Source organism: Microbulbifer sp. VAAF005 (assembly GCF_030012985.1).
Taxonomy (GTDB): domain Bacteria; phylum Pseudomonadota; class Gammaproteobacteria; order Pseudomonadales; family Cellvibrionaceae; genus Microbulbifer.
In genome coordinates this window covers 900,961-922,357 of the sequence record NZ_CP120233.1, presented here as the reverse complement: position 1 = coordinate 922,357, position 21,397 = coordinate 900,961, and the positions used below count along the sequence as shown (strand labels likewise).

General features: G+C 44.2%; 16 protein-coding genes. 9 read left to right on the top strand and 7 right to left on the bottom strand.

Going from position 1 to position 21,397, the window contains the following annotated elements; genetic code table 11:
- Positions 1–119 precede the first annotated feature (119 nt).
- Complete coding sequence (locus tag P0078_RS04010; protein ID WP_282933192.1) at positions 120–1,199, bottom strand: M12 family metallopeptidase; 1,080 nt, start codon at positions 1,197–1,199, stop codon at positions 120–122.
- 1,469 nt (positions 1,200–2,668) lie between these two features.
- Between P0078_RS04010 and P0078_RS04005 the strand changes: the two genes are divergently transcribed.
- The 6 genes from P0078_RS04005 (at position 2,669) to P0078_RS03980 (ending at position 9,345) form a co-directional block, all read left to right on the top strand.
- Entirely contained in the window at positions 2,669–3,178 is a 510-nt protein-coding gene (locus P0078_RS04005) for a hypothetical protein (RefSeq protein WP_282933191.1), read from the top strand.
- Between the two features lie 335 nt (positions 3,179–3,513).
- On the top strand, positions 3,514–4,485 hold the full coding sequence (locus P0078_RS04000) for a hypothetical protein (RefSeq protein WP_282933190.1): 972 nt from the start codon (positions 3,514–3,516) through the stop codon (positions 4,483–4,485).
- A gap of 5 nt (positions 4,486–4,490) precedes the next feature.
- The gene (locus tag P0078_RS03995) at positions 4,491–4,763 is read left to right on the top strand and encodes a hypothetical protein (RefSeq protein WP_282933189.1); all 273 of its coding nucleotides are present in this window, start codon (positions 4,491–4,493) and stop codon (positions 4,761–4,763) included.
- Positions 4,764–5,210: 447 nt separating this feature from the next.
- On the top strand, positions 5,211–7,277 hold the full coding sequence (locus P0078_RS03990; protein ID WP_282933188.1) for a peptidoglycan-binding protein: 2,067 nt from the start codon (positions 5,211–5,213) through the stop codon (positions 7,275–7,277).
- 986 nt (positions 7,278–8,263) lie between these two features.
- Complete coding sequence (locus tag P0078_RS03985) at positions 8,264–8,593, top strand: hypothetical protein (protein ID WP_282933187.1); 330 nt, start codon at positions 8,264–8,266, stop codon at positions 8,591–8,593.
- The gene (locus P0078_RS03980; protein WP_282933186.1) at positions 8,578–9,345 is read left to right on the top strand and encodes an alpha/beta hydrolase; all 768 of its coding nucleotides are present in this window, start codon (positions 8,578–8,580) and stop codon (positions 9,343–9,345) included. Before P0078_RS03985 ends, P0078_RS03980 begins: the two co-directional genes overlap by 16 nt.
- A gap of 618 nt (positions 9,346–9,963) precedes the next feature.
- Here P0078_RS03980 and P0078_RS03975 read toward each other — a convergent pair.
- Together P0078_RS03975 and P0078_RS03970 are read right to left on the bottom strand one after the other, a co-directional pair.
- Positions 9,964–10,740, bottom strand: a complete 777-nt coding sequence (locus tag P0078_RS03975; RefSeq protein ID WP_282933185.1) for a LytR/AlgR family response regulator transcription factor — start codon at positions 10,738–10,740, stop codon at positions 9,964–9,966.
- A complete protein-coding gene (locus P0078_RS03970) occupies positions 10,721–11,773 on the bottom strand; it encodes a sensor histidine kinase (protein ID WP_282933184.1) in 1,053 nt (350 codons plus the stop codon). The genes P0078_RS03975 and P0078_RS03970 overlap by 20 nt, the downstream gene beginning before the upstream one ends.
- A gap of 394 nt (positions 11,774–12,167) precedes the next feature.
- Between P0078_RS03970 and P0078_RS03965 the strand changes: the two genes are divergently transcribed.
- The 3 genes from P0078_RS03965 to P0078_RS03955 all read left to right on the top strand — a co-directional run bounded on the left by P0078_RS03965 (position 12,168) and on the right by P0078_RS03955 (position 16,104).
- The gene (locus tag P0078_RS03965; protein WP_282933183.1) at positions 12,168–13,985 is read left to right on the top strand and encodes a haloalkane dehalogenase; all 1,818 of its coding nucleotides are present in this window, start codon (positions 12,168–12,170) and stop codon (positions 13,983–13,985) included.
- A 350-nt stretch (positions 13,986–14,335) separates the two neighbouring features.
- Positions 14,336–14,560 (top strand): hypothetical protein, encoded by a 225-nt coding sequence (locus P0078_RS03960; protein ID WP_282933182.1) that lies wholly within the window; start codon positions 14,336–14,338, stop codon positions 14,558–14,560.
- Positions 14,479–16,104 (top strand): DUF885 domain-containing protein, encoded by a 1,626-nt coding sequence (locus P0078_RS03955; protein ID WP_282934555.1) that lies wholly within the window; start codon positions 14,479–14,481, stop codon positions 16,102–16,104. Before P0078_RS03960 ends, P0078_RS03955 begins: the two co-directional genes overlap by 82 nt.
- Before the next feature lie 96 nt (positions 16,105–16,200).
- Here the strand turns inward: P0078_RS03955 and P0078_RS03950 are convergent, their stop codons facing one another.
- Genes P0078_RS03950 through P0078_RS03935 form a run of 4 tightly spaced genes read right to left on the bottom strand, consistent with a single transcriptional unit; the run spans position 16,201 to position 21,379 of the window.
- Positions 16,201–17,364 (bottom strand): acyl-CoA dehydrogenase family protein, encoded by a 1,164-nt coding sequence (locus P0078_RS03950; RefSeq protein ID WP_282933181.1) that lies wholly within the window; start codon positions 17,362–17,364, stop codon positions 16,201–16,203.
- 11 nt (positions 17,365–17,375) lie between these two features.
- Entirely contained in the window at positions 17,376–19,400 is a 2,025-nt protein-coding gene (locus P0078_RS03945; RefSeq protein WP_282933180.1) for an acetyl/propionyl/methylcrotonyl-CoA carboxylase subunit alpha, read from the bottom strand.
- On the bottom strand, positions 19,400–20,203 hold the full coding sequence (locus P0078_RS03940; protein ID WP_282933179.1) for an enoyl-CoA hydratase/isomerase family protein: 804 nt from the start codon (positions 20,201–20,203) through the stop codon (positions 19,400–19,402). The genes P0078_RS03945 and P0078_RS03940 overlap by 1 nt, the downstream gene beginning before the upstream one ends.
- Before the next feature lie 9 nt (positions 20,204–20,212).
- The gene (locus tag P0078_RS03935; RefSeq protein ID WP_282933178.1) at positions 20,213–21,379 is read right to left on the bottom strand and encodes an acyl-CoA dehydrogenase family protein; all 1,167 of its coding nucleotides are present in this window, start codon (positions 21,377–21,379) and stop codon (positions 20,213–20,215) included.
- Positions 21,380–21,397 lie beyond the last annotated feature (18 nt).

Sequence of the window (21,397 nt, the reverse complement as noted above, 5' to 3'; positions counted from 1 at the left end):
GCATGGGTAGGGATCTGCTGCAAAAAATGGGTTGAAATTAATTTTCTTTCGCTGGGATTAGCTTATATGTATGCAAGGCCGAATAGGGAAAGGCTCACTAATAAAATATAAATGGCGAGCTAGGTTAGCATCAATGCAGCTTCACCTAATGTTTCTATATAATTTAACCTTACACGCAATACATAGCTGCGACCACGTACCAAACGTACGTTTAATTTAGCATTAAGTGATGTGCCGCTATCATCATCGCCTTTGTAATAAATGCAATCATCACCTGTTTTTTCAAATAAAACTAATGCTGTATCGGCATTCCCGAATGTCTGTATAGTATATTCTCGGCTATATTCAGGTTTAATTAAAAAGTTCGATTGTTCGCATGGAAGTATTTTAATGCGATGAGATTCCCAAGGCTTCAACTCTATCAAATTAGAGTCTAAAGCCGGGTAAAAACGAAGTGCTTCTTTAATATCTGTAGGTGACAAACCTGGAGCAGGGATAAGGGGTTTTCTCTGGTACTTGTTAGGTTTTAATATTAGTCCAGGATCAAAAGGATAGTGCATAATAGAATCTTTATCCCATTTTGAACCGCTAACCTCATGTGTGTACAGCTTGTTAAGAATGTTATAATGAATTGCTTCTTCATCCCAATAGTTAGGCTCCCCCGAAAAATACTCAAGAACGGCTTGCTTGTTCCACACAATCCCAGACATTGGGTTTTGATGTTCGTGTGAAAACCCTAGGGCATGTCCTATTTCATGTAGGGCTGTATCATATCCATGTGTTTCAGTAAGATCCCACCCAAAATTCATGGTATTAAATTTGGGGTCCTTAGCTTCTTCTATATTTATATTGTCTCTTCCAACATAAGAATATGAGCCTTGATTATAATCAAATGAAATGCGAATTTCTGCCTCTTCAGGCGAAAAAACTTCAGAGAAATCCAATCCTATCCCCAGGTTTTTCCATTCTAAAAAAGCTTTGCGAACAACATCCTTTTGGGTGGAGTCACCACGCCATGAAGCTGGATTTTCAAAAAAATAGTAGTGAAGTACTGTTCCGTTTGTCCATTTCTTCTCATTGAGGCGTATGAGTGACTCTCTGTGTTTGCCAATTTTCTTGCTCAATTTTTTAATTGGCACTTCAGGTAAAGCGCATAAGGTTTTCTTATTGTCTTGGTTTTTGCCCTTTTTTGACTTCATAGCTCCCACCATATTAGCTTATATACATGGAAATACTTAAACACATACGTTTATTTTAGTATGTAGTTGATAAGCCTGCTTGGAGGTTGAAGGTAGGTGAGCCAATAATTGATAAGTTTTATCCTTTATTAGCTTGAATATGGATGTGTCCAAGTTGAAATTGAGTTTTGGGATTACAAGTGAGCCTGTCTTCAACTGGTTTGTTGAGGTTATAATTCTTACTTTTACTTTCCCTATCAAAAAAGTGAGTGTCTGCTTAATGGGATAGACTCTCGATTGGCTGAGGGTTTATGGAATATAAATATACTTGTGAAAATAGTTTGTTATTCCATTGCATATGTGCTGTAGATGGGACTTTGGGGGAAATTAAAAAATGATTCTTCGGAGGAATCGCCAAAGAACCTTTAGTTAGAAGTAGTGATATATCGTAAGGTTCTGTCATCTATGAAGGGTGGCTAGTGTAATAGAGAGTACACAGTTGGCAGCTAGGCAAACGTATTAACATAAGGGTAAGTAGCAGAAAAATTATAGTATATGAATTTTCCGGTAGAAAAGTAATTGCTAGCCTCCGGTATTGAAAGTTTAGGTTGACTGTAGGCGATTTAAGGTCTAATAAGGAGGTAGATAGTACGATTCTAATACTTGCCAATAAGCGTTTGTACCATACTCATATTGATCTTAACTGAACTTGAAGTTTATACCCAGAGTACTTTCGATTCCTCTTTGATTGGATATCATAAAAAAAATAGTTCTGTACATTAAAAAAGCAAGAGCTGTATGCTATTTCTAAAGGTATGACTCAGAATGTGAATGGAGAGTCATCTAGTATTGAAATGTACTGTAGAGCGACCCTGTAAATTAAATTTTGTGTGAGATAGCGCTGATTCATGGAGGTTGTAGAGCAATGAAATTGAGAAAGCGTGAGTTTTAAAAGTCTCCTATAATAGAAGGATCTACTAGGGCAAAGGTTGCAGAGCATCTTGAATGTTTGGGGCTTGGGCTTAACACTTAAAATTTATATTTTTATTTATTGAGATTTTAGATGCAGTAATCATTCAATTAAGATCTTTAGTTGTAGCCGCACTGTGAGAGTTTTCTAGGGCTTTGAAAGAGCCAGTTGAGCTCTGGATAGAATAAGGTTGGGGTGCCCGCATTTATATATTTTCGGAAATTCATTCGTTAACGTTAAGAATTTTTTCGAATATTCTTTTATGTGAAAAAAACCTTATCATATATATTTAAGTAAGGCTGTCTTCTTATTTTTAGCTACAATAAATTTCATTATTTAGATTTCAGTGTTGTCTATTTATTTGTTGTTTTTTTCGAGAAGGCAGGTGTTGAAAGAAATAAATTCTTAACTTAAATGAGTGAAGGATGTTTGGCCAAAATATAGTGTTTCCGGAGTTGAGATATCTGAACTGAATTTAAGGGAGATGTAGCTAAATCGATTCTGACGGTAGATTTAATTAATGATTAGGATTATTCGACAGAAAGAAGCCCCATTTTTGTTTTTAATAGTCTTAGCTTCATTTGGCTGGGCTGCAAATCATCTTGCAAGTAGAACATTAAATCAACCGATTATTACATACACAGAGTACACAGAGGATTGCAGGCCAGAAAAAGAAGGTCGCGATGACTCTTATGGCGCTAATATTACTTACACAGAGGATTGCAGGCCAGAAAAAAAGGGTCGCGATGATTCTGATGGCGCTAAAGAGAAGATTTGGGATTTCTGTGATGATAACAAAACAAAATCTGATGGTATAAGGAAGCACTCTAACAAAGATGATGACATTATTCATAAGTTTCAAATAACAAATATTTCTAAAGTGAATTGGGTTAAAGATGTTAAGTTTGTTATTAAGTCTAGAGGGGGTATGACATTAAGAGCTGGACGGAAGCGCCAGACCAACATACTAATCTCAATGAAAAGAATGTCTCGTATTGCACAGTTGATTACTGGGAGTCTGCAACAGTAACATTAAATCCGACTGCGAAATATATCGTTAAGGTGAGAACAAATAGTGCTCCAAAAGACAAGAAAGACTCATCGTATCAGTTGTTGTTGACCGTTAAGGAGTCGTCAGGGCCAATATATTTAAGGACCCCAAACTGGGAGACAGGATTAATTACTCATGAGGGGAGCATAATCATTTTTTTCTAATTGCCATTGTCATTGTAGTATTTTTCTATTTGTTTGTGCTTTTTAAAAATGGTAATGAAAAAGGCAATGGTTGAAAACTAATTCCTCTGGCTTTAATTGGTGGCTATTTGATCGTATTGTGAGGTAGGCATGCAGTTTAGGTTCTATTTTTTGTTGGGAATATTTGTAGTGTTAATACTCTTTTCAAGTTTATCCCTGGGTAAGGATAAAGGTAAGCATGATATTCAAGTTGAAGACGCTGATCGAGAAGGGGTTCAAAGTGATGTGACTATAACTAGAAGGAAAAATGATGGTGATAAAGAGGAGGTGGAACTTACAACTAGAGATGATGGATCTTTGTCGGGAGAGAAGTGTATACCTCGCACAAAGATTAAAGTTGATCCACATCCTCGGAGGTATAAAGATGAGGAGGCGAGTTGTGAAGGGGAAAAGGGAACAACTATAGTCGTTGCCTCTAAAGAGGCCCTTGGAAATCTGAAAATAAGGGCAAATAGATACTTCAATGATAAAGAATATGGGAAGGCTGCTCTTACCTATAATGAGTTTGCGGTGAAAGTCGGTGATCGAGATGAAGAAAATGCTTTGCGGGCTAGGCAAAATGTTTTGATAATGTTTCTAAAGGCTGTATCTGGCTCAAAATATGGAGTCCATGATCAGGTGGAGGAAGCCGTTATTTTTGACCCTAAGCAGAAAAGGTTAGTGTTAACAAAGTATGGGGAATATATTGTGGAGAAGTATAAGGCAGACAATGACTTATCTGGTAAAATTGGGGTGATAGGTAAAAATGTTCTAAAGAAAATCTCCGGAAAGCTCAATAGCCACACTCTGTGGAGTGAAAGTGAGCGTAAAGATTTAGAGGAAAGTAGTAGCGATAGGTCTTGCTTTCAATCTCCTTGTGTATTAGATCTTGCAGAAGAGTACAAGAGTGGTGATTTGTTTTCTAATACGGTAAATGAGGGGAGGAGTGTGCTAGTCAGAAGAGCAAATAAATTATATGAAGACAAAGAATTTGGTCCCGCAGCATTTGAATATAATGAAATTTTAGCCAGACTTGAAAGAGGGGGTGAAACATCAAAGAAAATATTAAGGCAAAATGTCCTAATTCTATTTTTTTGGCGTTAGAAAAAATGGGGAGGGAAGGCAATTTAAAGGATTTTATTGTTTATGATCCATCGCAGAGTGAATATGTGTTAAGTGTCAATGGTAAAAGGACTGTTAAAGCTTTTCAATCTGAGTTTGGTATGAAAAATACCTCGGGTATCTTAGATGGCAGTACACTTGCGTTGCTTAAAGGTGGAGAGGAGGTGGGCTACGATAAAATGTTAACGATATCTCCTAGTGAAAGTAGAAACTGTACAAATCCTGCATGTATTAATGACTTGGCCAAGGAAAGGATGTGAGTTAGTTTGTCTAAAGAGATTTGGTGATAAATAAAAAAATCTGTCATGGAGCCGATTTCATTTGTTTAGTTACAGCCGCATCTAAGAATACGGGGTAATAGTTGTCTGTAAAATAGTAAATTGTGGGCCGCTCACAGTTAAATATATCGGGTTATATTATCTGATTTTTCCGCCTAAGATTTTCAGCGGGAATTGCTTGGTAAAGAGGTTTTGTCGCCTGGACAATAGGATTTATATCGCTATCTTTTAAATATGGTGTGGTTCCTACCCATAAGAAACTGGAATGGACTCATTACTTGGATTGCCGGTAGGCGAACAGTGTGAAGTTTGATACACGCAGATACTGAAATCACCATGGCATCGAATTACGCTAATGCCTGGTTCTATTCCCATCAATGCTTTAGCGGCCGCTCTATTCGTTACTTAGCGATATTTTGGAGGTAAATTATGGCACGCATGCCGGGTGCTATTCGGGAGCGCGAATACGGCAAGGTCCCGATGACTCGCCATGATATTGTCTGTTTGCATACAATCGTGGGATTTGCGCCTGCACATGCTGCGCACTTTTCTACCAAGGCGGATGGCACAATTATTCAATCCCGTGACACTGACTACCGATCAGCAGCCAATCGAAGTGGCAACTACCGAGTTATTGCAGTCGAAAATGAGGATCATGGTCCTGCTTTCGGAGACTGGAACGTTGATGATGGACATGCTGTTCCGGCGTTTACTGAGCAACAGATCGAAGCCATCGCAAAGATCTGCGTATGGGCGCATAAGACCCACGATATTCCGCTCGTCGAATGCCCTAACAGCAAACCCGGCTCACGGGGGATCGCTTACCACCGTCAGGGTATCGATGGTAATTGGTCCGGCTACGATTACAGTGGGCGAATTTCTGGAGGAGAAAAGTGGAGTAATGCTGGGGGTAAGGTATGCCCTGGGGATCGACGTATTTCACAGATACCTCAAATCATCGCGCGCGCAATACAGATTGCAGGTGGAGCAGATAAGGAGAAGGATAAAGAAAGTTATTTGAGTGGTTGGAAAGAACTGTTAAAAACAGCCAGCCAGAAAACTACACTCAAGCGAGCTCGGAGTTGCCTTGAAAGAAAGACCCGATACAAATTGGGAAAAGGGGGCATAAATCCTCTAAATCCGTTAGTGGCAGAGTGTGATTGCTCCGGCTTTGTGGCTTGGTCGATTGGCGTCCCTAGAGAGCTTCCGCCAGGTAGCGCCAAGTGGCTCCAAACAAGTAGTTACTGGGAAGGGGGAGGAGAAGTTGGGGATGATTTATTTGCTTTAGTCACTTCAGCCCAGGCGCAACCCGGTGACCTGTATGTGTACCCTGATCATGGCAGAAAGCAAGGGCACATGGGGATTATTACTGAAGTAAAGGGAGGTGAGCCCACAAGCGTAATTCACTGTTCTTCTGGTAATAACAAAATACATGGCGACGCGATTCGAGAGACCAGTATTGATATTTTCCGAAATCATCCAAAAGCCCGTATCATGCAAATTGACTACGCGGCATTGCGAGATCTTTTTGACCTCCCGGAGCCTGATATAGATGAAAGTGAAGCTGACCAGCTTCCGTCCAATATGCGCCTCCATCACAGGTTGCTTTCATATGACACGACCTTAAAGCTGGTTGTCACAGGAAAGCTGATCCTTGAGCCTACCGGTGATTACATGGGTGGTTGTGGTGCCCTGCATGATGCTTTGAATCAACTAACCCCAATCAATCCCAAATATCAGGTTGATCTAGGGGAAAATCAAGAATATCGTGGATTTTATGGCCCTAAGACTGCTGAGGCGATCAAGAACTTTCAGGCTGACCAGGGCCTAACTCCCTCTGGTGAAACTGATGCTGTTACCCTAGTAGCTTTAGACGGCGTACTTAGCAAGCTCTGTACAGGCAGTGAAGTCACACATGATGGCGCTGCAAAGCACACAAATAATCGATGGAGTTTAGCCCTGGCTGCAGCTAGCACAAAGGGAGCTTCTGCTAGAACCGCTCGTCAAGATAACCTACCCTCTGGAGTGGCGTCTTCTCATAAAATGGCACGAACAGACCTTGAAAGAGTGCTTGACCTTCGTGAGCTGTTTCGTACCTGTGGGGATAAGTTTGATGTTCCTCCGGCGCTACTGGCAGCTTTAGCCAGTCGCGAGTCCCGTGCAGGCAACGTCCTGGACAAAGATGGCACCGGTGATAAGGGACACGGGTGGGGTGTTATGCAGGTTGATAATCGACACCATAACCCGCGAGGAGGACCATATAGTATTGACCATATTGAGCAAGCCACAGAAATATTTGTTCGCTTCCGTCGTCAAGTTCAAGAAAAACGCCCGGAGTGGGAAGATAAAGATGTTCTGAAGGGAGCTGTCGTAGCTTATAATTCGGGCGTCAGTAATGTACAGACTATTAAACGTATGGATGTCGGTACGACCGGTAATGATTACGGAAATGATGTTATCGCACGTGCACAGTTTTATATGAAACATTTGGGTTGAGCGTCGTAAGCTAATAAAACTAGACTAATCTAGTTTTAAGCGGCCTTGTCGGACTCCTAATCGATTTTGGGGATCTCGATCGGGGTCCAGATTACCAGGCTGTGGATTGCCGTGTTCCTGATAGTCATTTGTGCTGTTTTTGGGATGCCAATGAATTAGCGGTGGTCCACAAACTCACCCGTCGGGATAGCTCAGAAGCCCTCTAGTGGTAGTTTGTCGAAACAGTTTTGATTGTGAGGTATCGAGAAGCCACACAAAGACCGTTTTATGGATCCTGGTAAAGTTGAATAAAATATAGGCTTATTCAGCCTCTATTATGAAACTGCCTGAGATGAGGCTCTAACCTCTGAGTCGTAAAGTCATACAATTCCCTATTAAATATCTAAGTATTCTAGTAGGACACAGATCTTTAAGGCTGATGAGACGTGTCTGCGTTGTAGGGCAGATAAAATTAATCGTACTAATTCTTCCCCGGTTAAGCTTGAGCGCCTTCTCCAGCATACTCTTTAGTTCCTAGAAAATTAATAGTTACGCTTCTGTTGACGTCGAAGTCCCTTCCTTCGGCGTGGGTAATGGCAGGTTCAAAACCCATCAATAGTTAATCTTTGCTGTAAGTGGCGTACACAGTAAGTCTTTTAAAATTTGATATTTCCAGCTTAGATAGACAGTTTGATTAACCCATCCTCCTATATTGAAGATAAGCAAAGTATAGAGCATTAGTGCCTCATATTATACAAGTAATACTTGGCTGTCGGTTGTATTAGCTTTAGTGTACGCTGTCATCTATATCGAGATAAAGTTATTCTGCAACTGCCATGAATAAGCGGAAGGTTAAATTGTGCGAACGGAAAAGCAGTTTGATAAAAGCAAGTTTGATGTATAAGGCGTTTTGACTGAATCAATTAATAATCAAGAGAGCCTCAAGGGAGTACAGGCAAGCTATTATATAAAGATCTATCTGATTCACCTTGACAAAGGAGCAGAGCATGTATGTTATCACCAATCGTGAAGTGCTTGCGAGAAAGAAGGGTTTAAACCAGTTTGGTAAAAGCGTCAATCAAAAAGGTCCTAATGAGTTGCGGATAGCGAAAATAACTAAAAAGAAAAGAGGTTGGAACGTAGAGTTTTTGGCAGATGATTTAACTCGGGATGAAGCAAAGCTACTCATCAATAAATATAAATTGCCCCTTGATGCAAAAGAAAATCACTATGTCAGTTTGAAAGTTGCTTGTGAAATTGCAGAAGAAGCACGTGAGAAAAAATCCCATATACTTTTTTTGTGCATGGGTATAACAATGATATGGGCGATATTGTAGATCGAGCTAAAAAAATAGAAAAACAATACGGTGTGATTGTAATAGTATTTTCTTGGCCCGCAAATGGTGGAGGTATAATCGGAACTATAAGTTATAAATCAGATAAACGTGACGCAAAAGCATCAACTTGCGCACTGGAACGTACGCTGCATACATTTCATGAGTACTTGCGCCTCATTACAGAATCACGGAGAAGTGAACTTTATAAAGCGGCTTCTGAAAAATATCCAGATAATCCGGAGAGAAAGGAAATGCTTTTCAGTAAGTTGCTGAAGAAGGAGTGCCCTTTTACTGTGAATGCTTTATTTCACAGTATGGGGAATTATCTTTATAAGCAAATGCTGAAGAGCACAATCACAGAGGGCGGTGGGTTGATATTTGACAATGTAATATTGGCAGCAGCTGATACTAATAACTTTGATCATAGTTTGTGGGTTGACCGTATTGCGTTTCGGAAACGTTGTTTTATCACTATTAACGAAAATGATCGTGCGCTCGGAGTGTCAAGAATTAAATCTGGCTATGAACAACTTGCACGACTTGGGCACTCTCTGAGGAATTTAAATTCTAGAAACGCTCACTATATCAACTTCACTAACGCACCTTGGGTTAAGGACTCACATTCCTATTTTGCCAATTCGTCGGTGAAGAAAAATGCCAAGGTACACAAATTTTTTCAGAGGGCGTTCTCGGGTGAGTCTGCGGAAGATGAGCTGTATTTTCATGCGGAAGGAAATTGGTTCAGTTTTTGATGGGCTTGGTTATTGGCTGACAATTATTCAGCTTTTCGGCAACTTAATACTTGAATATATTTCAAGCAGCAAAGGAGGTAAGTAACCGAAGCAATACTTTTTCTTCGAAAAGTTGTTCAGTCGGAATGAGTTATGGCGGATATTATACACAAATGTAGGCTATCAAGCATCAGTAGTTGTTCCGCTGTACAGTCAGTGTGGCGGTGTCACAGGTATTAATCTCGACCTGAACTCACCCTGTGCAACTGAGGCTTAAAGTAAGTGGTTTCTGGAGAATGTTGGAGATACTGTTAAGAACAGTAGCACTCTGAAGAATATTTCACCGGTATATCTGGCACAAAACCTTCAAAGGCCTGTATTTATTATTCATGGTGAGAAGGATGAAACTGTTGATGGTGAACATATGTACCGCATGAATATGATGTTAAGTAAGTTTGATAAGGACTATGAGTGAAAACTATATCCAGATATGGCTCATGGTCCTACGGATAGTGAGCACCATAGAGCTATTTTTGGGTCGATCATCAGCTTCCTTAAAAAGAACATGTAGGTTTCTGGGATTATGGAGGCTCGGAGTAATTTCATAGCTGTATTTGCGGGATTACTTAGAGCCATCTATTACCCAATTAGAGAGCTAGCTGAGACTTTAATACTCTCCTTTAAGATGGATAGAAAACTGCGAGATACTGGGATAAGTGTATCTGTTCCGGAGAGCCGGACAAAATGGCGTCGTGACTGTAACTTTAATTCAAGGATTCTATGGCTGTTAATGATGTAGCTTCGATGTAATCGGTAAAAAGTTTCCTTAGGTAGCTGCTCACTGAAACTGTCAAGTGTCATATCTGAAATAATGGTATTTGTATTGTGAGATTTAACTCCTGTCTCGGTAAGGTGGATGCGACGATAACGACCGATACTGTCGATATAGTTAATTTGGTCATATTCAAATATCTTCATTTGATTGTAATCACTCAAAACCAATCGGTTTCCGCTTGTTGAAGACGTCTGTTGCCCTAAGGCATACATCTCTTGCCGTAATATCTTGCGAATGCTTTTCTTTATTAATTCTGGATGAGCAGGCTTTGTCAAATAGTCAATTGCATTTGTGTCGAACGCACGCAGGGCATAGTGCTGATAGGCTGTTAGGAAGACAAGTTGATAGTTTATATGTTGAGTTGCATTGGCCACATCAAAGCCATTCACCTCTGGCATTTCAATGTCAAGGAATACGATATCAGGGCTTTTGGTTATGATCTGCTTTATTGCTGACTTTCCATCAGTTACTTGCGCCACAACTTTCAATTCATCGAAGGTGTTGATTACTTCTATTAGATTGGATCTTGCTGCAGGTTCGTCATCGACAATAATTACTTTTTTAGTATTCATTTTCGGCATTTTCAACCTGCGGGGTTATGGATGAATTTACTTGTGGGAAGCGAATTTTCAAACTTGCTCCTTCACCGCTTGAATTTAGCTTAAGGGCGTGGTTGTCACTGAAGTTGACTCTTAATGTTTGAGTTAGAATACGTAATCCTTCACCATAAGTGATGTTCTTGTCATCAAAGCATGCCCCTGTATCCTGAACTTCCACTTCTATGTAGCTATTATTTAGTTCCACATTTACACTCACATGCCCACTTTTAGCGTAGGGTGCAATACCGTACTTTATGGCATTTTCCACAGCTGGCATTAATAGTAATGAAGGTATATTCATTCCATTCAAATTTTGTGGGCAGTCAATATCAAAGGTGAATCGATCCTCAAAGCGCTTTTGCTGCAGCAAGAGGTATAACTCGATTAATCTTAGTTCTTCCTCAATAGTTATCCATTGGGTTTTGGTTAAGTTGATTGTGTCGCGCAATAAATCGGATAGGCTGTAAATGAGCTCTTTAGCTTTTGATGGGTGCTGAATGACTTCTGATGCAATCAAATTTAGAGTGTTAAATAGAAAGTGAGGATTTGATTGCATTTTAAGTATTTGTAGCTCTGCCTGTTGCGCATGAAGCTGCGAGCGATAGAAGAAACTTTGCTGTTGAAATATATATATGGCAAAAATATAAACTGTGGATTCAAGTAGCATTATCGCCAATGGTAATATTTTAATATCAGGCACTTTGAAAGTTAATGGGGGTTCTACGATCGGTGCAATGCTTATAAATAGAAAAATGACTACAATTGGTCTAAGTAAGTAGGTGTGTTTTTCTTTTAACAATCGTAGAGGGCTGTTGGGAAGATTTTCAATAAAAATGAAAAGAAGGTGACATAAAATAAACGTTCCCCATATTTTAGCTGTAGCCAACAGGAAGAGGTGGGGGGTTAGTGACTCAAGTGAATAAAGTGTAGCAGAGACGATAAAGATATTCACCCATGGCCATATTAGAAGAAATATCCATGCTTGGATCTTATTTATTTTGCGAAATTCAAACAAGGTTTCTTGCCTATGTTACATTCAATATCGATTTTATATATCAGAATATCAACAGTGAATGATATAGGTAATCTCATATGAAAGAAACTTGCCATTTGCTCCATTGAGCTTGAAATATGCACCGTTCATACAAAACATTCTCGATTGAAAGCAAATTTTTAAGTATCTAAGCATAAGTTTATGTATCTCAGGTTCTTAAATTGGCGGAAGTTAGTCATGTGCTTTTTTATAGGGTTTTCCCTGTTTAATTAATGATAAAACTTCCAATAGTTCTGGTCGTGCGGAGATTTTCACCATCCGCACAATTCTGTCATAGGTGGATGCTCTGATGGTGATATGAATATCCTCTCCAGTTAAAGGAATTTCTATTTAATGTAAAAGGAAGGTTTATATTATGAATTATTCTTTTGTCTCTATATCTAAAACTCCCCAATATATCTCTCTATTCCGGTGTCTGTTCGGTATCTGCTTTTTGGGTTCCCTATTGGTTGCTTGTGACTCGGATGACTCTGAAGATGTCTCAGGGACAGAGATTCCCTTAGTTACAGGCCCAAATAGCGATGCTTGTAAATTGTCTGAAAGTGAAATACATGCAACCGCTACGGGTTTGGAATATATTGTTACTCCCGATGCCTGTTTTGACTCCCTTTCCGGATATGAGTTTGAGCCAAGTTACGTAGAAATTGACGGCTTAAATATGCATTACGTGGATGTTGGGCCTGATAATGGTGAAGTTATACTGTTACTACATGGTCAACCCAGCTGGTCCTATTTATACCGAAAAATGATCCCGATCCTTGCTGATGCCGGTTACCGAGTGATTGCACCAGATCATATTGGAATGGGAAGGTCAGACAAACCGATTGACGTCACTGTACATCAGTATGAACAGCATGTTGCTTGGAATAAGGCATTTATTAATAAATTACAATTAACTGATATCAACCTTTTCGTACAGGACTGGGGCAGTCTTATCGGTCTTCGTATTGCGGGTGATATGCCACATGTAATTGCTAGACTGGTTGTTGCTAATGGTGATCTTCCCCTCATTCCGGTGGGTCAAAACCCATATATTTACCCGACATTTGAGATCGATGAGTCACTGGGTGATGCGGCTACATTCTTTGCGTCAAAAGAACCTGATGGAGTGGAGGGGTTTCAGCAGTGGATTGACTATGCTGCCGGTGTGCCAGAATTAATAGCTGGAGATGTACTGCAAGTAGTAACCAGAGTTGAGCTGAGCAGTGATGAAGTCGCAGCTTACAATGCTCCATATCCTGCTTTCGAGTATAAAGCGGCAATTCGAGCTTTTCCTGCGATGTCGGCAGGTATTGAAATGGAAAATTTTTCAGCTTGGAAAACACTTGGAGCCTTTCACAACCCCTTTATGTTTAATGCGGGAGCTTATGATATAAAGTTGGGTAGCTTAGAGGTCCAGAAGAAGTGGGTTGAACATGTACCTGGATCAGACGGCAATGATCATAAGCGGTTTATTGCCGGCCACTTTATTCAAGACGATGTAGGCGAAGAATTGGCCATACACTTTTTAGATTTCTTGCGAAATACTACGGTTGAGGAACCATTGCAAGCTGGCGGTCCACTCTTTAATTTTCGCTATTGTGAGATATTACTTTCTTATCTAGACGGGGCTGAGGAGTCAACAGAGATTTGGGGTACCCCGGGTGTTAATTTTTGTCCCCAAAATCTGTGGGATGCTATCAACTTCAGCGATATAGAAATTGAGTATGGTGTGCTTTTTGCAATCCCTAATGGGCCGCGTTTTTTTGTGGTGGATGAAATTTTAGGTGGCGATATTGTCTCACCCAGTCCGGATGATGAACACCGTTTTTTCGGTGACTTAGAAATGCGCTTATTGACTACCATGAATTATAGTTCTGATCTTGGAGAGAGTGTTTCCTATATTCCTGGACAGGTACTAAGGAATAATACTTGGTTGTTTTATGAAGGCCGTCGTGTTTATGAGCTAACTGATATGAATGGGCAGGTGTATATTATGCAATCATTTAGTCGTATTGAGGTCTCTGATCTTCAGTTTGACGATTTAAAAGACCTGGGAAGTCGCCTCAATCTGCCAGAAGGCTGGACATTTAGAAGTCGCATTCTAAGTGAGCCATTAGAAATCTCCGCCATCGATGGTATTGCTGAGGTGGTACAAGACGACTTAGGTAATAGCTACCAGTTAGTGCCGTAGTATAAATGAAGTAACATTCATTGGTGTTATAAGGAATTACTGTTCTTTAAGAAGCCCATTTTTATTAAGGTGGGCTTCTTATACATCGCCATACCCTTCAAGTGCATAGGTTAAAGGAGGCTTAGGTGGTCTCTATGTCAAGTTGCTAGCGCTTGTTACTTGTGACTCTGTCAATTAAATGGATTCTACGCTCTATCTCTGGGATTTATCTATAAATATCCTCGCTTCGCCGATATTCCGCATTTGAGGTGTTGAAACTCATTTTGTTACAGTGCCTACTATAAAACAGGAAGTTGAAGTTTTCTTTGTAGAAACCTTTTTAATGAGTTTTATGTTGCGGTCTTATAAGAATGATTAATGTAAAAAGAGCGGGTTTAGGTGTATTGGTAGTTTCATCGGTCCTAATGGGATGCTCAGTTACTGATAACCAAACTGATGTGGCCGGTAGGGAAGCTATTGACAACTCGGCACTACTCCATGATCTAGCGGATCAATATGCCGAAGCTTATTTAGAAAACTTCCAGCCGTACGCTTACTTCTCAGATATGGAGCTGGACAGGCACAACCTTTTTTAAGTAATTCCCCCAGTAACGCTGCCTCTCTAGCGGCATCTGAGGACAGAATACTCAATAAATTGGCAGAGATAGATCTTGATGGTCTAAAAAGTGATCAAGAGAAGGTATTCTACTTCAAACTGAAAGAGCGATTAGAGTCCAATGTTGGCCTAAGGGTGTGTAAGACTGAACTCTGGTCTGTTGATCATATGTTTGGGCCTCATATCATTCTTGGCTTTTTGACCGAGGTTCAGCCGGTTGAAACAGCCCAAGAAAAGGCAGATGCGATTGAACGTTGGCTTGACGCGGCTCGTTACTATGAGCAAGAAATAGCCAATCTCCGCCGGGGGTTAGAGCAAGGTTACTCCGCACCTCAGAGTGTGGTTAAGCGAGTCATTCAGCAAGTTGATGGCTTGACCCAAGTACCTATCGATGAGCACCCGTTCTTGGGGTTAGTGAAGAAAGCTGGGGACCCTGAGTTTGCTGCTGCATTTAAACAGGTGCTTTCAGATCACGTTATCCCCTCAATGGAGAATTACAAGAATTTTCTAGAGTCTGCCTATTTACCTGAAGCCAGAGCCGAGCTTGGTATCCATGCGATTCCTAATGGCCGTGAATGTTATATGGCTCAGTATCGTTCTTATACGACTTTGCAGAGAACACCAGAAGAAGTTTTTGAGTTGGGTTTAAGGGCTGTCAACTCAAACAAGAGCGAAGTGGTTCGCTTAGGCAAGGAGTTCTATCAAGTAGATTCCTATTCTCAGGCAGTGGCAAGGGCCAGTGAGGATAAAACTCAGAAATTTAATAGCGCTGATGAGATGCATCAGTTTTATGAGCGCCTGGTAGATAAGTCTAGAGATTTAACCGTTGATTTCTTCCATGAAATGCCTTTGATCGAAATGGAAGTAAAAGCTATCCCTGAGCATGAACAGGGCTCAGGTCGCAGCGCACACTATATTCCGGGCACCAAGGAGCGCAAGGCGAGATTTGGATATGATCCGACAACTTACAAGGATGAGTCTTACGCTTCTGCAGAGAAGGTTACTATCCACGAAGGGTACCCGGGCCATCATATGCAAATTGCTCTCGTACAAGAGCAAGAAAAGTTTCACAAAATAGAAGATGCTTTGTCTAACTCTGCTTTTGCTGAAGGTTGGGGTAGGTACTCTGAACATCTAGCGGAGGAAGCGGGAATGTATCAGTATGGGTCAACCAAGATCCTAAGGAGAGCATGGCCTGCGCGAGGTATGGTAGCGGACACCGCAATGCATGTACTCGGTTGGAGTGATGAAAAGGTTGCGGAGTTTTTGCAGGATTCTGGAGCTTCATTTGCTAAAGGCCCGAGAACTCTGATGGACCGAATGGCGGTTATGCCGGCCCAGCTTACCTCTTATGATTCTGGTGCACTTGAGATTTTCGCCTTGCGAGAACTGATGCAAAATGAACTTGGTGAAGACTTCGATATTAAGGACTTCCATGAAATCATTCTGAGAAATGGCAATGTCCCTATGGCCGTACTAAGTGAGCAGGTAAGGGACTTTATCGAAGAAAAGAAGCAGGGTTAATTTAAGCGGGATTTTCGCTAACTCAGTCCCACACCCATGCGGGACTGAGTTAAAAATAGGCTTAGCAAGGCTTTTATCCTTGCCTTAAAGGCTACCTTAAATCCCCATTTGCCTGGACGCCAGATCCCGCATAATTTCTTCAGATCCGCCACCAATCGCATTCACCCGCACTTCACGATAGATACGCTCAACACGGCTGCCGCGCATATAGCCTGCGCCGCCCAACACCTGCATAGCCTCCCGAGCGCAGAACTCAAGGGTTTCTGTGGCTTGGACTTTGAGTAGTGCGATATCCGCTACTTTGAGCTGGTGTTGTTGCTCTGCCCAGGCACAGAGATCCAGATAGGCTTGGGTGGCATTGATGCGTTGAAGCATCTGGGCAAATTTGTGTCGAATCACCTGGTGATTGGCGAGACGCTTTCCGAAAGTTTGGCGCTCCTGGGCCCACTCAATGGCATCCTGCAAACAGACCCGGCTGAATTCTACACAGGAAGCGGCAATGCCCAGGCGCTCGCGATTGAAGTTGTGCACTATGGGCAAGAAACCTTGGTTCTCACCGCCAATTAGATTACTCGCGGGCACGCGCACCTGATCAAAAAAGATACTGGCCGTATCAGAACACCACCAGCCCTGCTTTTTATCGAGAAGCTGCCGGCTAACGCCTTCGGCATCCGCAGGGATTAAGAGCAGGGAGATACCGCCGAAGCCTTCCTCGCCAGTGCGCACCGCAGTAGTAAACCAGTTAGCGCGCATACCGCCGGTGATATAGGTCTTTTCGCCGGTAACGATATAGTCATCCCCATCACGCTCTGCGCGGCACTGGAGATTGGCTACATCGGAGCCTGCGCCTGGTTCGGTAACAGCCAGGGAAATATGCTTTTCGCCACGTAATACCGAGGGAATAACCTGATCTTTTAGGGCCTCACTGCCATAGTGCAGTAATGGGGGCAGGGCAATGCCGTGGACCATTAGGCTGGCGTAGAGGCCACCAGCGCCGGGGCGGGCTAACTCCTCTGCGGCAACAATCATATGGAAGAGATCGGTTTCGATGCCGCCGTAGTTTTCCGGATAACTCATCTGCAGAAGGCCAACTTCTGCGGCTTTTTTCCAAAGCTCGGCGGGTAGCTGGCCGTCTTCGTCCCATTCAGTAATGTAGGGAGTAATCTCACGGTCGACAAAGCGGCGCAACTGGGTGCGCCATTCCTGATGGCCTTCGTCATAGAAGGGGCTTGCCATACGGGAGGCATCAATATCGTACATGCTGATCTCCTTTAGGAAGTAGCGTCGCTGGGGATTTTGGCGGTTTCCGTGGGAGCGGCTTCGATCTGAACTAACAGCTGGCCACCGCGTACCTGGTCTCCTTCACAGGCGCCCAGTTTAATTACGGTACCGTCGCGGTCTGCGCGCAGGGCGTGCTCCATTTTCATGGCTTCCATTAAGGCGATAGTGTCTCCCCGCTGAACTCTTTGATTGGGCTCAACCAATACCTGCACCAGGCAACCGTCCATAGGAGCCGTGATGCGGCCACTGCCTTCGTTAAGGCTCGATTTGGCGGGGGCGTGGGTGATATCGACAAAATGAAATTGCCTGCTGTCTAAAAGGAGGTGCAGATTGCTTTGGTTGGCTAGAAACAGTCTCTTTTGGCTAACGCCATCCAGCAGAAGTTCAGCGCTATAAACTCCAGTTTCTTTTTGTGATTTCTCAAAATGGACCCACTGAATCAGGAACTGCTGGTCGCCTACTGAGATTTGATAAGAATTATCTACTAACGCCAGCAGCTCACAGTTTAGGGTTTGTCCTGCAATTTCCAGTCGGTAGTTGATCGGCACGCTGTTGTCACCACTGCGCCAGTCACTGCGGCCGCTACGCCGATCCTGAGGGTTGGCTTGGTGCAAGTGATTAAGTAATGTGGCTTGGGCTGCAATTACTGCTGGAACTGGTTCTGCGGATGTCAGCGTGCTGTTTTGGTCGAGAAAGCTGGTATCGGCATCGCCAGCGATAAACTGTGATTCGGCCAGGATCTTCTGCAGGAAATGGATATTGTTTTTGGGGCCGATAAATTCCAGCCGGGTTAGGGCTTGGGTTAGCTTGCGCCGAGCTTCTTCTCGATCCTGCCCCCAAGCAATTAATTTGCCGAGCATGGGGTCGTAAAATGGCGTAATTTCGCAACCATTTTTCAAAGCGTGGTCGATACGGATTCCTTGCCCCTTTGGCGCTACCCAGTGGAGTACTTTTCCGGCCTGGGGCAGGAATTGTTGTTCCGGGTCTTCGGCATACAGGCGGACTTCAATGGCGTGCCCCTGCTGGGAGACTTGCTGCTGGGAAACGCATAGGGCTTCGCCGCGTGCTACTGCCAGTTGCCAAGCTACCAGGTCAAAACCGGTTACCATTTCTGTTACCGGGTGCTCTACTTGCAACCGGGTGTTCATTTCCAGGAAATAGAATTCGCCGTTGGGGCAGAGTAGAAACTCTACGGTGCCCGCGCCTAGATAACCGCAGGCTCGCGCGGCGTCGACTGCGGCTTGCCCCATTCTTTCCCGCAGCTGGGTGTCGACCGCTGGGGAAGGGCACTCTTCGACCACTTTTTGATGGCGTCGCTGTACGGAGCAATCCCGCTCCCCCAGGTGAATACAGTTGCCATGACGATCCGCAAATACCTGGATTTCGATATGGCGAGCGTTGACCAGTGCCTTTTCCAGAATTAACTCGTCGCTGCCGAATGCACTCATGGATTCACTGCGGGCGGCGCGCAACTGGGAGGCCAGCTCGTTGTCTCCGTGAGCCAGGCGCATGCCGCGCCCACCACCGCCTGCGGCAGCTTTGATCATTAACGGGAAGCCAATGCGCCGCGCCTCGGCGACCAGGGTGTCGTCGTCCTGGGCACCCTGGAAGCCGGGAATACAGGGTACGCCGGCAGCGGCAACAAACTCCTTGGCTTTGCGTTTGTTGCCCATCAATTCTATGACTTCGGCACTCGGGCCAACAAAACTCAGTCCATTCTCTTCGCAAGCGCTGGCAAATTCCGCATTCTCAGCGAGAAAGCCGTAGCCAGGGTGGACGGCAGTGGCTCCGGATTTTTTAGCTGCGGCGAGAATTTTTTGGATATCCAGATAGGACTCTGCCGAAGTCTGCCCGCCAATGGCTACGGCGATATCGGCAGTCTGTGCGTGCAGTGCATCGCAGTCCGCATCGCTGTAGACGGCGACTGTGCGATAGCCTTCCGCCCGAGCAGTTCGCATAATTCGCAGTGCGATCTCGCCTCGATTGGCGATTAACAGGGTCTCTGTTGTCGACATCAGTGCTGCCACTCCGGTGATCGTTTTTCCAGAAATGCACGGGCGCCTTCGCGCCCTTCATGGCCTTGAATTGCACGGGAAAACTGCTGCGCAGCGCCGTCGAGCAGTTGGCCGAGGGCAGTCTCATCGCTCACCCGTGCAGCATCCAGCAAGATCTGCTTGGTCGTTGCCAGGGCGCCGGGAGCGCAGGCATTGATCGCACCCAAGTGTTCCTGCAGCGCGCCTTCGAGGGCTTCGGAATTATCGAGCAACTGGTGGATTAACCCAATTTCCAAGGCCTGCTGTGCATTGACTTTTGCTCCGCTGAGGGCCAGGCGCCGGGCCTGGGAGAGGCCGACTCGTGCCACGACAAAGGGAGCAATTTGTGCAGGCGGTAAACCCAAGCGAGTTTCCGGAAGGGCAAAGCGGCAACTACGATCGGCGATGGCAATATCGGCACTGCAAGCGAGCCCGAAACCACCGCCCATTACGGCACCTTCCAGTACGGCAATGACTATTAAAGGGGTGCGATTAAATCGTTCCATCAGTTCACCGAAACGACGGTTTAAGTGAAAAAATACATCACTATTTCCATCGCTCGCGCCCTGCTGAGCATTGAGCATATCGGCAATATCGCCACCGGCACAGAAGTTGTGTTCTGCACCCCGCAGCACCAGTGCTCGCACCTGCGGATCTTCTTCCGCTTCTGCGAGTTTTTGTAGAAGCTCATCTACCATTTGCAAACTGATGGCGTTGCGCTGTTGCGGGCGATTTAGCGTGAGATGACGGGCGATGCCGATGGTTTCATCAATAATTGTCTCCATGGCCTGACCTCACGCGGTGGGTTTGCGTTTGCTGGGCAGTATGCCCATCAGCTTACAGATAATGCCGAGCATTACTTCATCTGCACCGCCGCCGATAGCGGTGAGACGGCTATCCCGGTAAGCACGGTTGATTACAGTCTCCTCGATATAGCCCATGCCACCCCAGAACTGCAGGCACTGATCGGGAATAGAGCGGGACAGGCGACCAGCCTTGAGCTTGGCCATTGAAGCAAGGGTAGTGACATCTTCACCTGCCACATAAGCTTCCACCGCGCGCCAGGTTAGAGAGCGCAGGCATTCCACTTCGGTCTGCATTTCTGCGAGGGCAAAGTGGATAGTTTGATTGTCGATCAATGGCGATTTAAAGGCATGGCGTTCGCGCACATAGTCGATGGTGCTGGTTACACAGTGCTCCAGGCCTTTTAAGTTCAGCGCGGCGCCGGCGAGACGTTCTTCCTGGAACTGAAGCATCTGCAATAGGAATCCGGCACCTTCATCGCCGATACGGAAATGTTTGGGCACCCGTACATTGTCAAAAAAGATGGGAGCGGTTTCCGATGAGCGCATGCCTAATTTGTCGAGTTTTTCGCCGATGCGTACACCAGGCGTTTTCGCCGGAATAATGACCAGGGATTTGTTGCTATGGGCTTTGCCCTCACTGGTATTGACCAGGGTGCAGAAAAAATCGGCGCAGGGGGCGTTGGTGATCCACATCTTGCTGCCGTTAATCACATAGTCGTCGCCATCGCTCTTGGCGGTGGTCTTAATCGAAGCAACATCGGAACCGGCGCCGGGTTCGGAAACGGCAATTGCACCGATCATCTCGCCACTCACAGCGGGAATCAGGAACTGTTCTTTCAAATCCTGGCTGCCAAAATTAGCCAGGGCCGGGGTGCACATGGAGGTTTGCACTGAAATTGACAGGGGTACACCGCCACAGTGGGCGCTGCCCAGCTCTTCCAGGAAAACGGTTTCGTAACTGAAGTCGAGGCCCAGACCACCGAAGTCCGTGGACTTGCTGATGCCCAGCAGGCCCAGGTTGGCCAGTTGTTGGAAAATTTCGTGGATAGGAAAGCGGCCGGCCTTTTCCCATTCCGCCACATTGGGATTGATTTCCTGCTGTACAAAGTTTTGTACAGTGCGCTGTAGTTCCCGGTGTTGATCGCTAAATATCATTATTGTTTTCCCTGCCTT

Bases quoted from the DNA above. Each gene is read 5' to 3' on its own strand.
- P0078_RS03995 (WP_282933189.1), top strand. From the start codon at position 4,491: ATGGGGAGGGAAGGCAATTTAAAGGATTTTATTGTTTATGATCCATCG.
- P0078_RS03980 (WP_282933186.1), top strand. From the start codon at position 8,578: ATGGGCGATATTGTAGATCGAGCTAAAAAAATAGAAAAACAATACGGT.
- P0078_RS03975 (WP_282933185.1), bottom strand. From the start codon at position 10,740: ATGCCGAAAATGAATACTAAAAAAGTAATTATTGTCGATGACGAACCT.
- P0078_RS04005 (WP_282933191.1), top strand. From the start codon at position 2,669: ATGATTAGGATTATTCGACAGAAAGAAGCCCCATTTTTGTTTTTAATA.
- P0078_RS04010 (WP_282933192.1), bottom strand. From the start codon at position 1,199: ATGAAGTCAAAAAAGGGCAAAAACCAAGACAATAAGAAAACCTTATGC.
- P0078_RS03935 (WP_282933178.1), bottom strand. From the start codon at position 21,379: ATGATATTTAGCGATCAACACCGGGAACTACAGCGCACTGTACAAAAC.
- P0078_RS03965 (WP_282933183.1), top strand. From the start codon at position 12,168: ATGAATTATTCTTTTGTCTCTATATCTAAAACTCCCCAATATATCTCT.
- P0078_RS03985 (WP_282933187.1), top strand. From the start codon at position 8,264: ATGTATGTTATCACCAATCGTGAAGTGCTTGCGAGAAAGAAGGGTTTA.
- P0078_RS03950 (WP_282933181.1), bottom strand. From the start codon at position 17,364: ATGTACGATATTGATGCCTCCCGTATGGCAAGCCCCTTCTATGACGAA.
- P0078_RS03945 (WP_282933180.1), bottom strand. From the start codon at position 19,400: ATGTCGACAACAGAGACCCTGTTAATCGCCAATCGAGGCGAGATCGCA.
- P0078_RS03990 (WP_282933188.1), top strand. From the start codon at position 5,211: ATGGCACGCATGCCGGGTGCTATTCGGGAGCGCGAATACGGCAAGGTC.
- P0078_RS03960 (WP_282933182.1), top strand. From the start codon at position 14,336: ATGATTAATGTAAAAAGAGCGGGTTTAGGTGTATTGGTAGTTTCATCG.
- P0078_RS03940 (WP_282933179.1), bottom strand. From the start codon at position 20,203: ATGGAGACAATTATTGATGAAACCATCGGCATCGCCCGTCATCTCACG.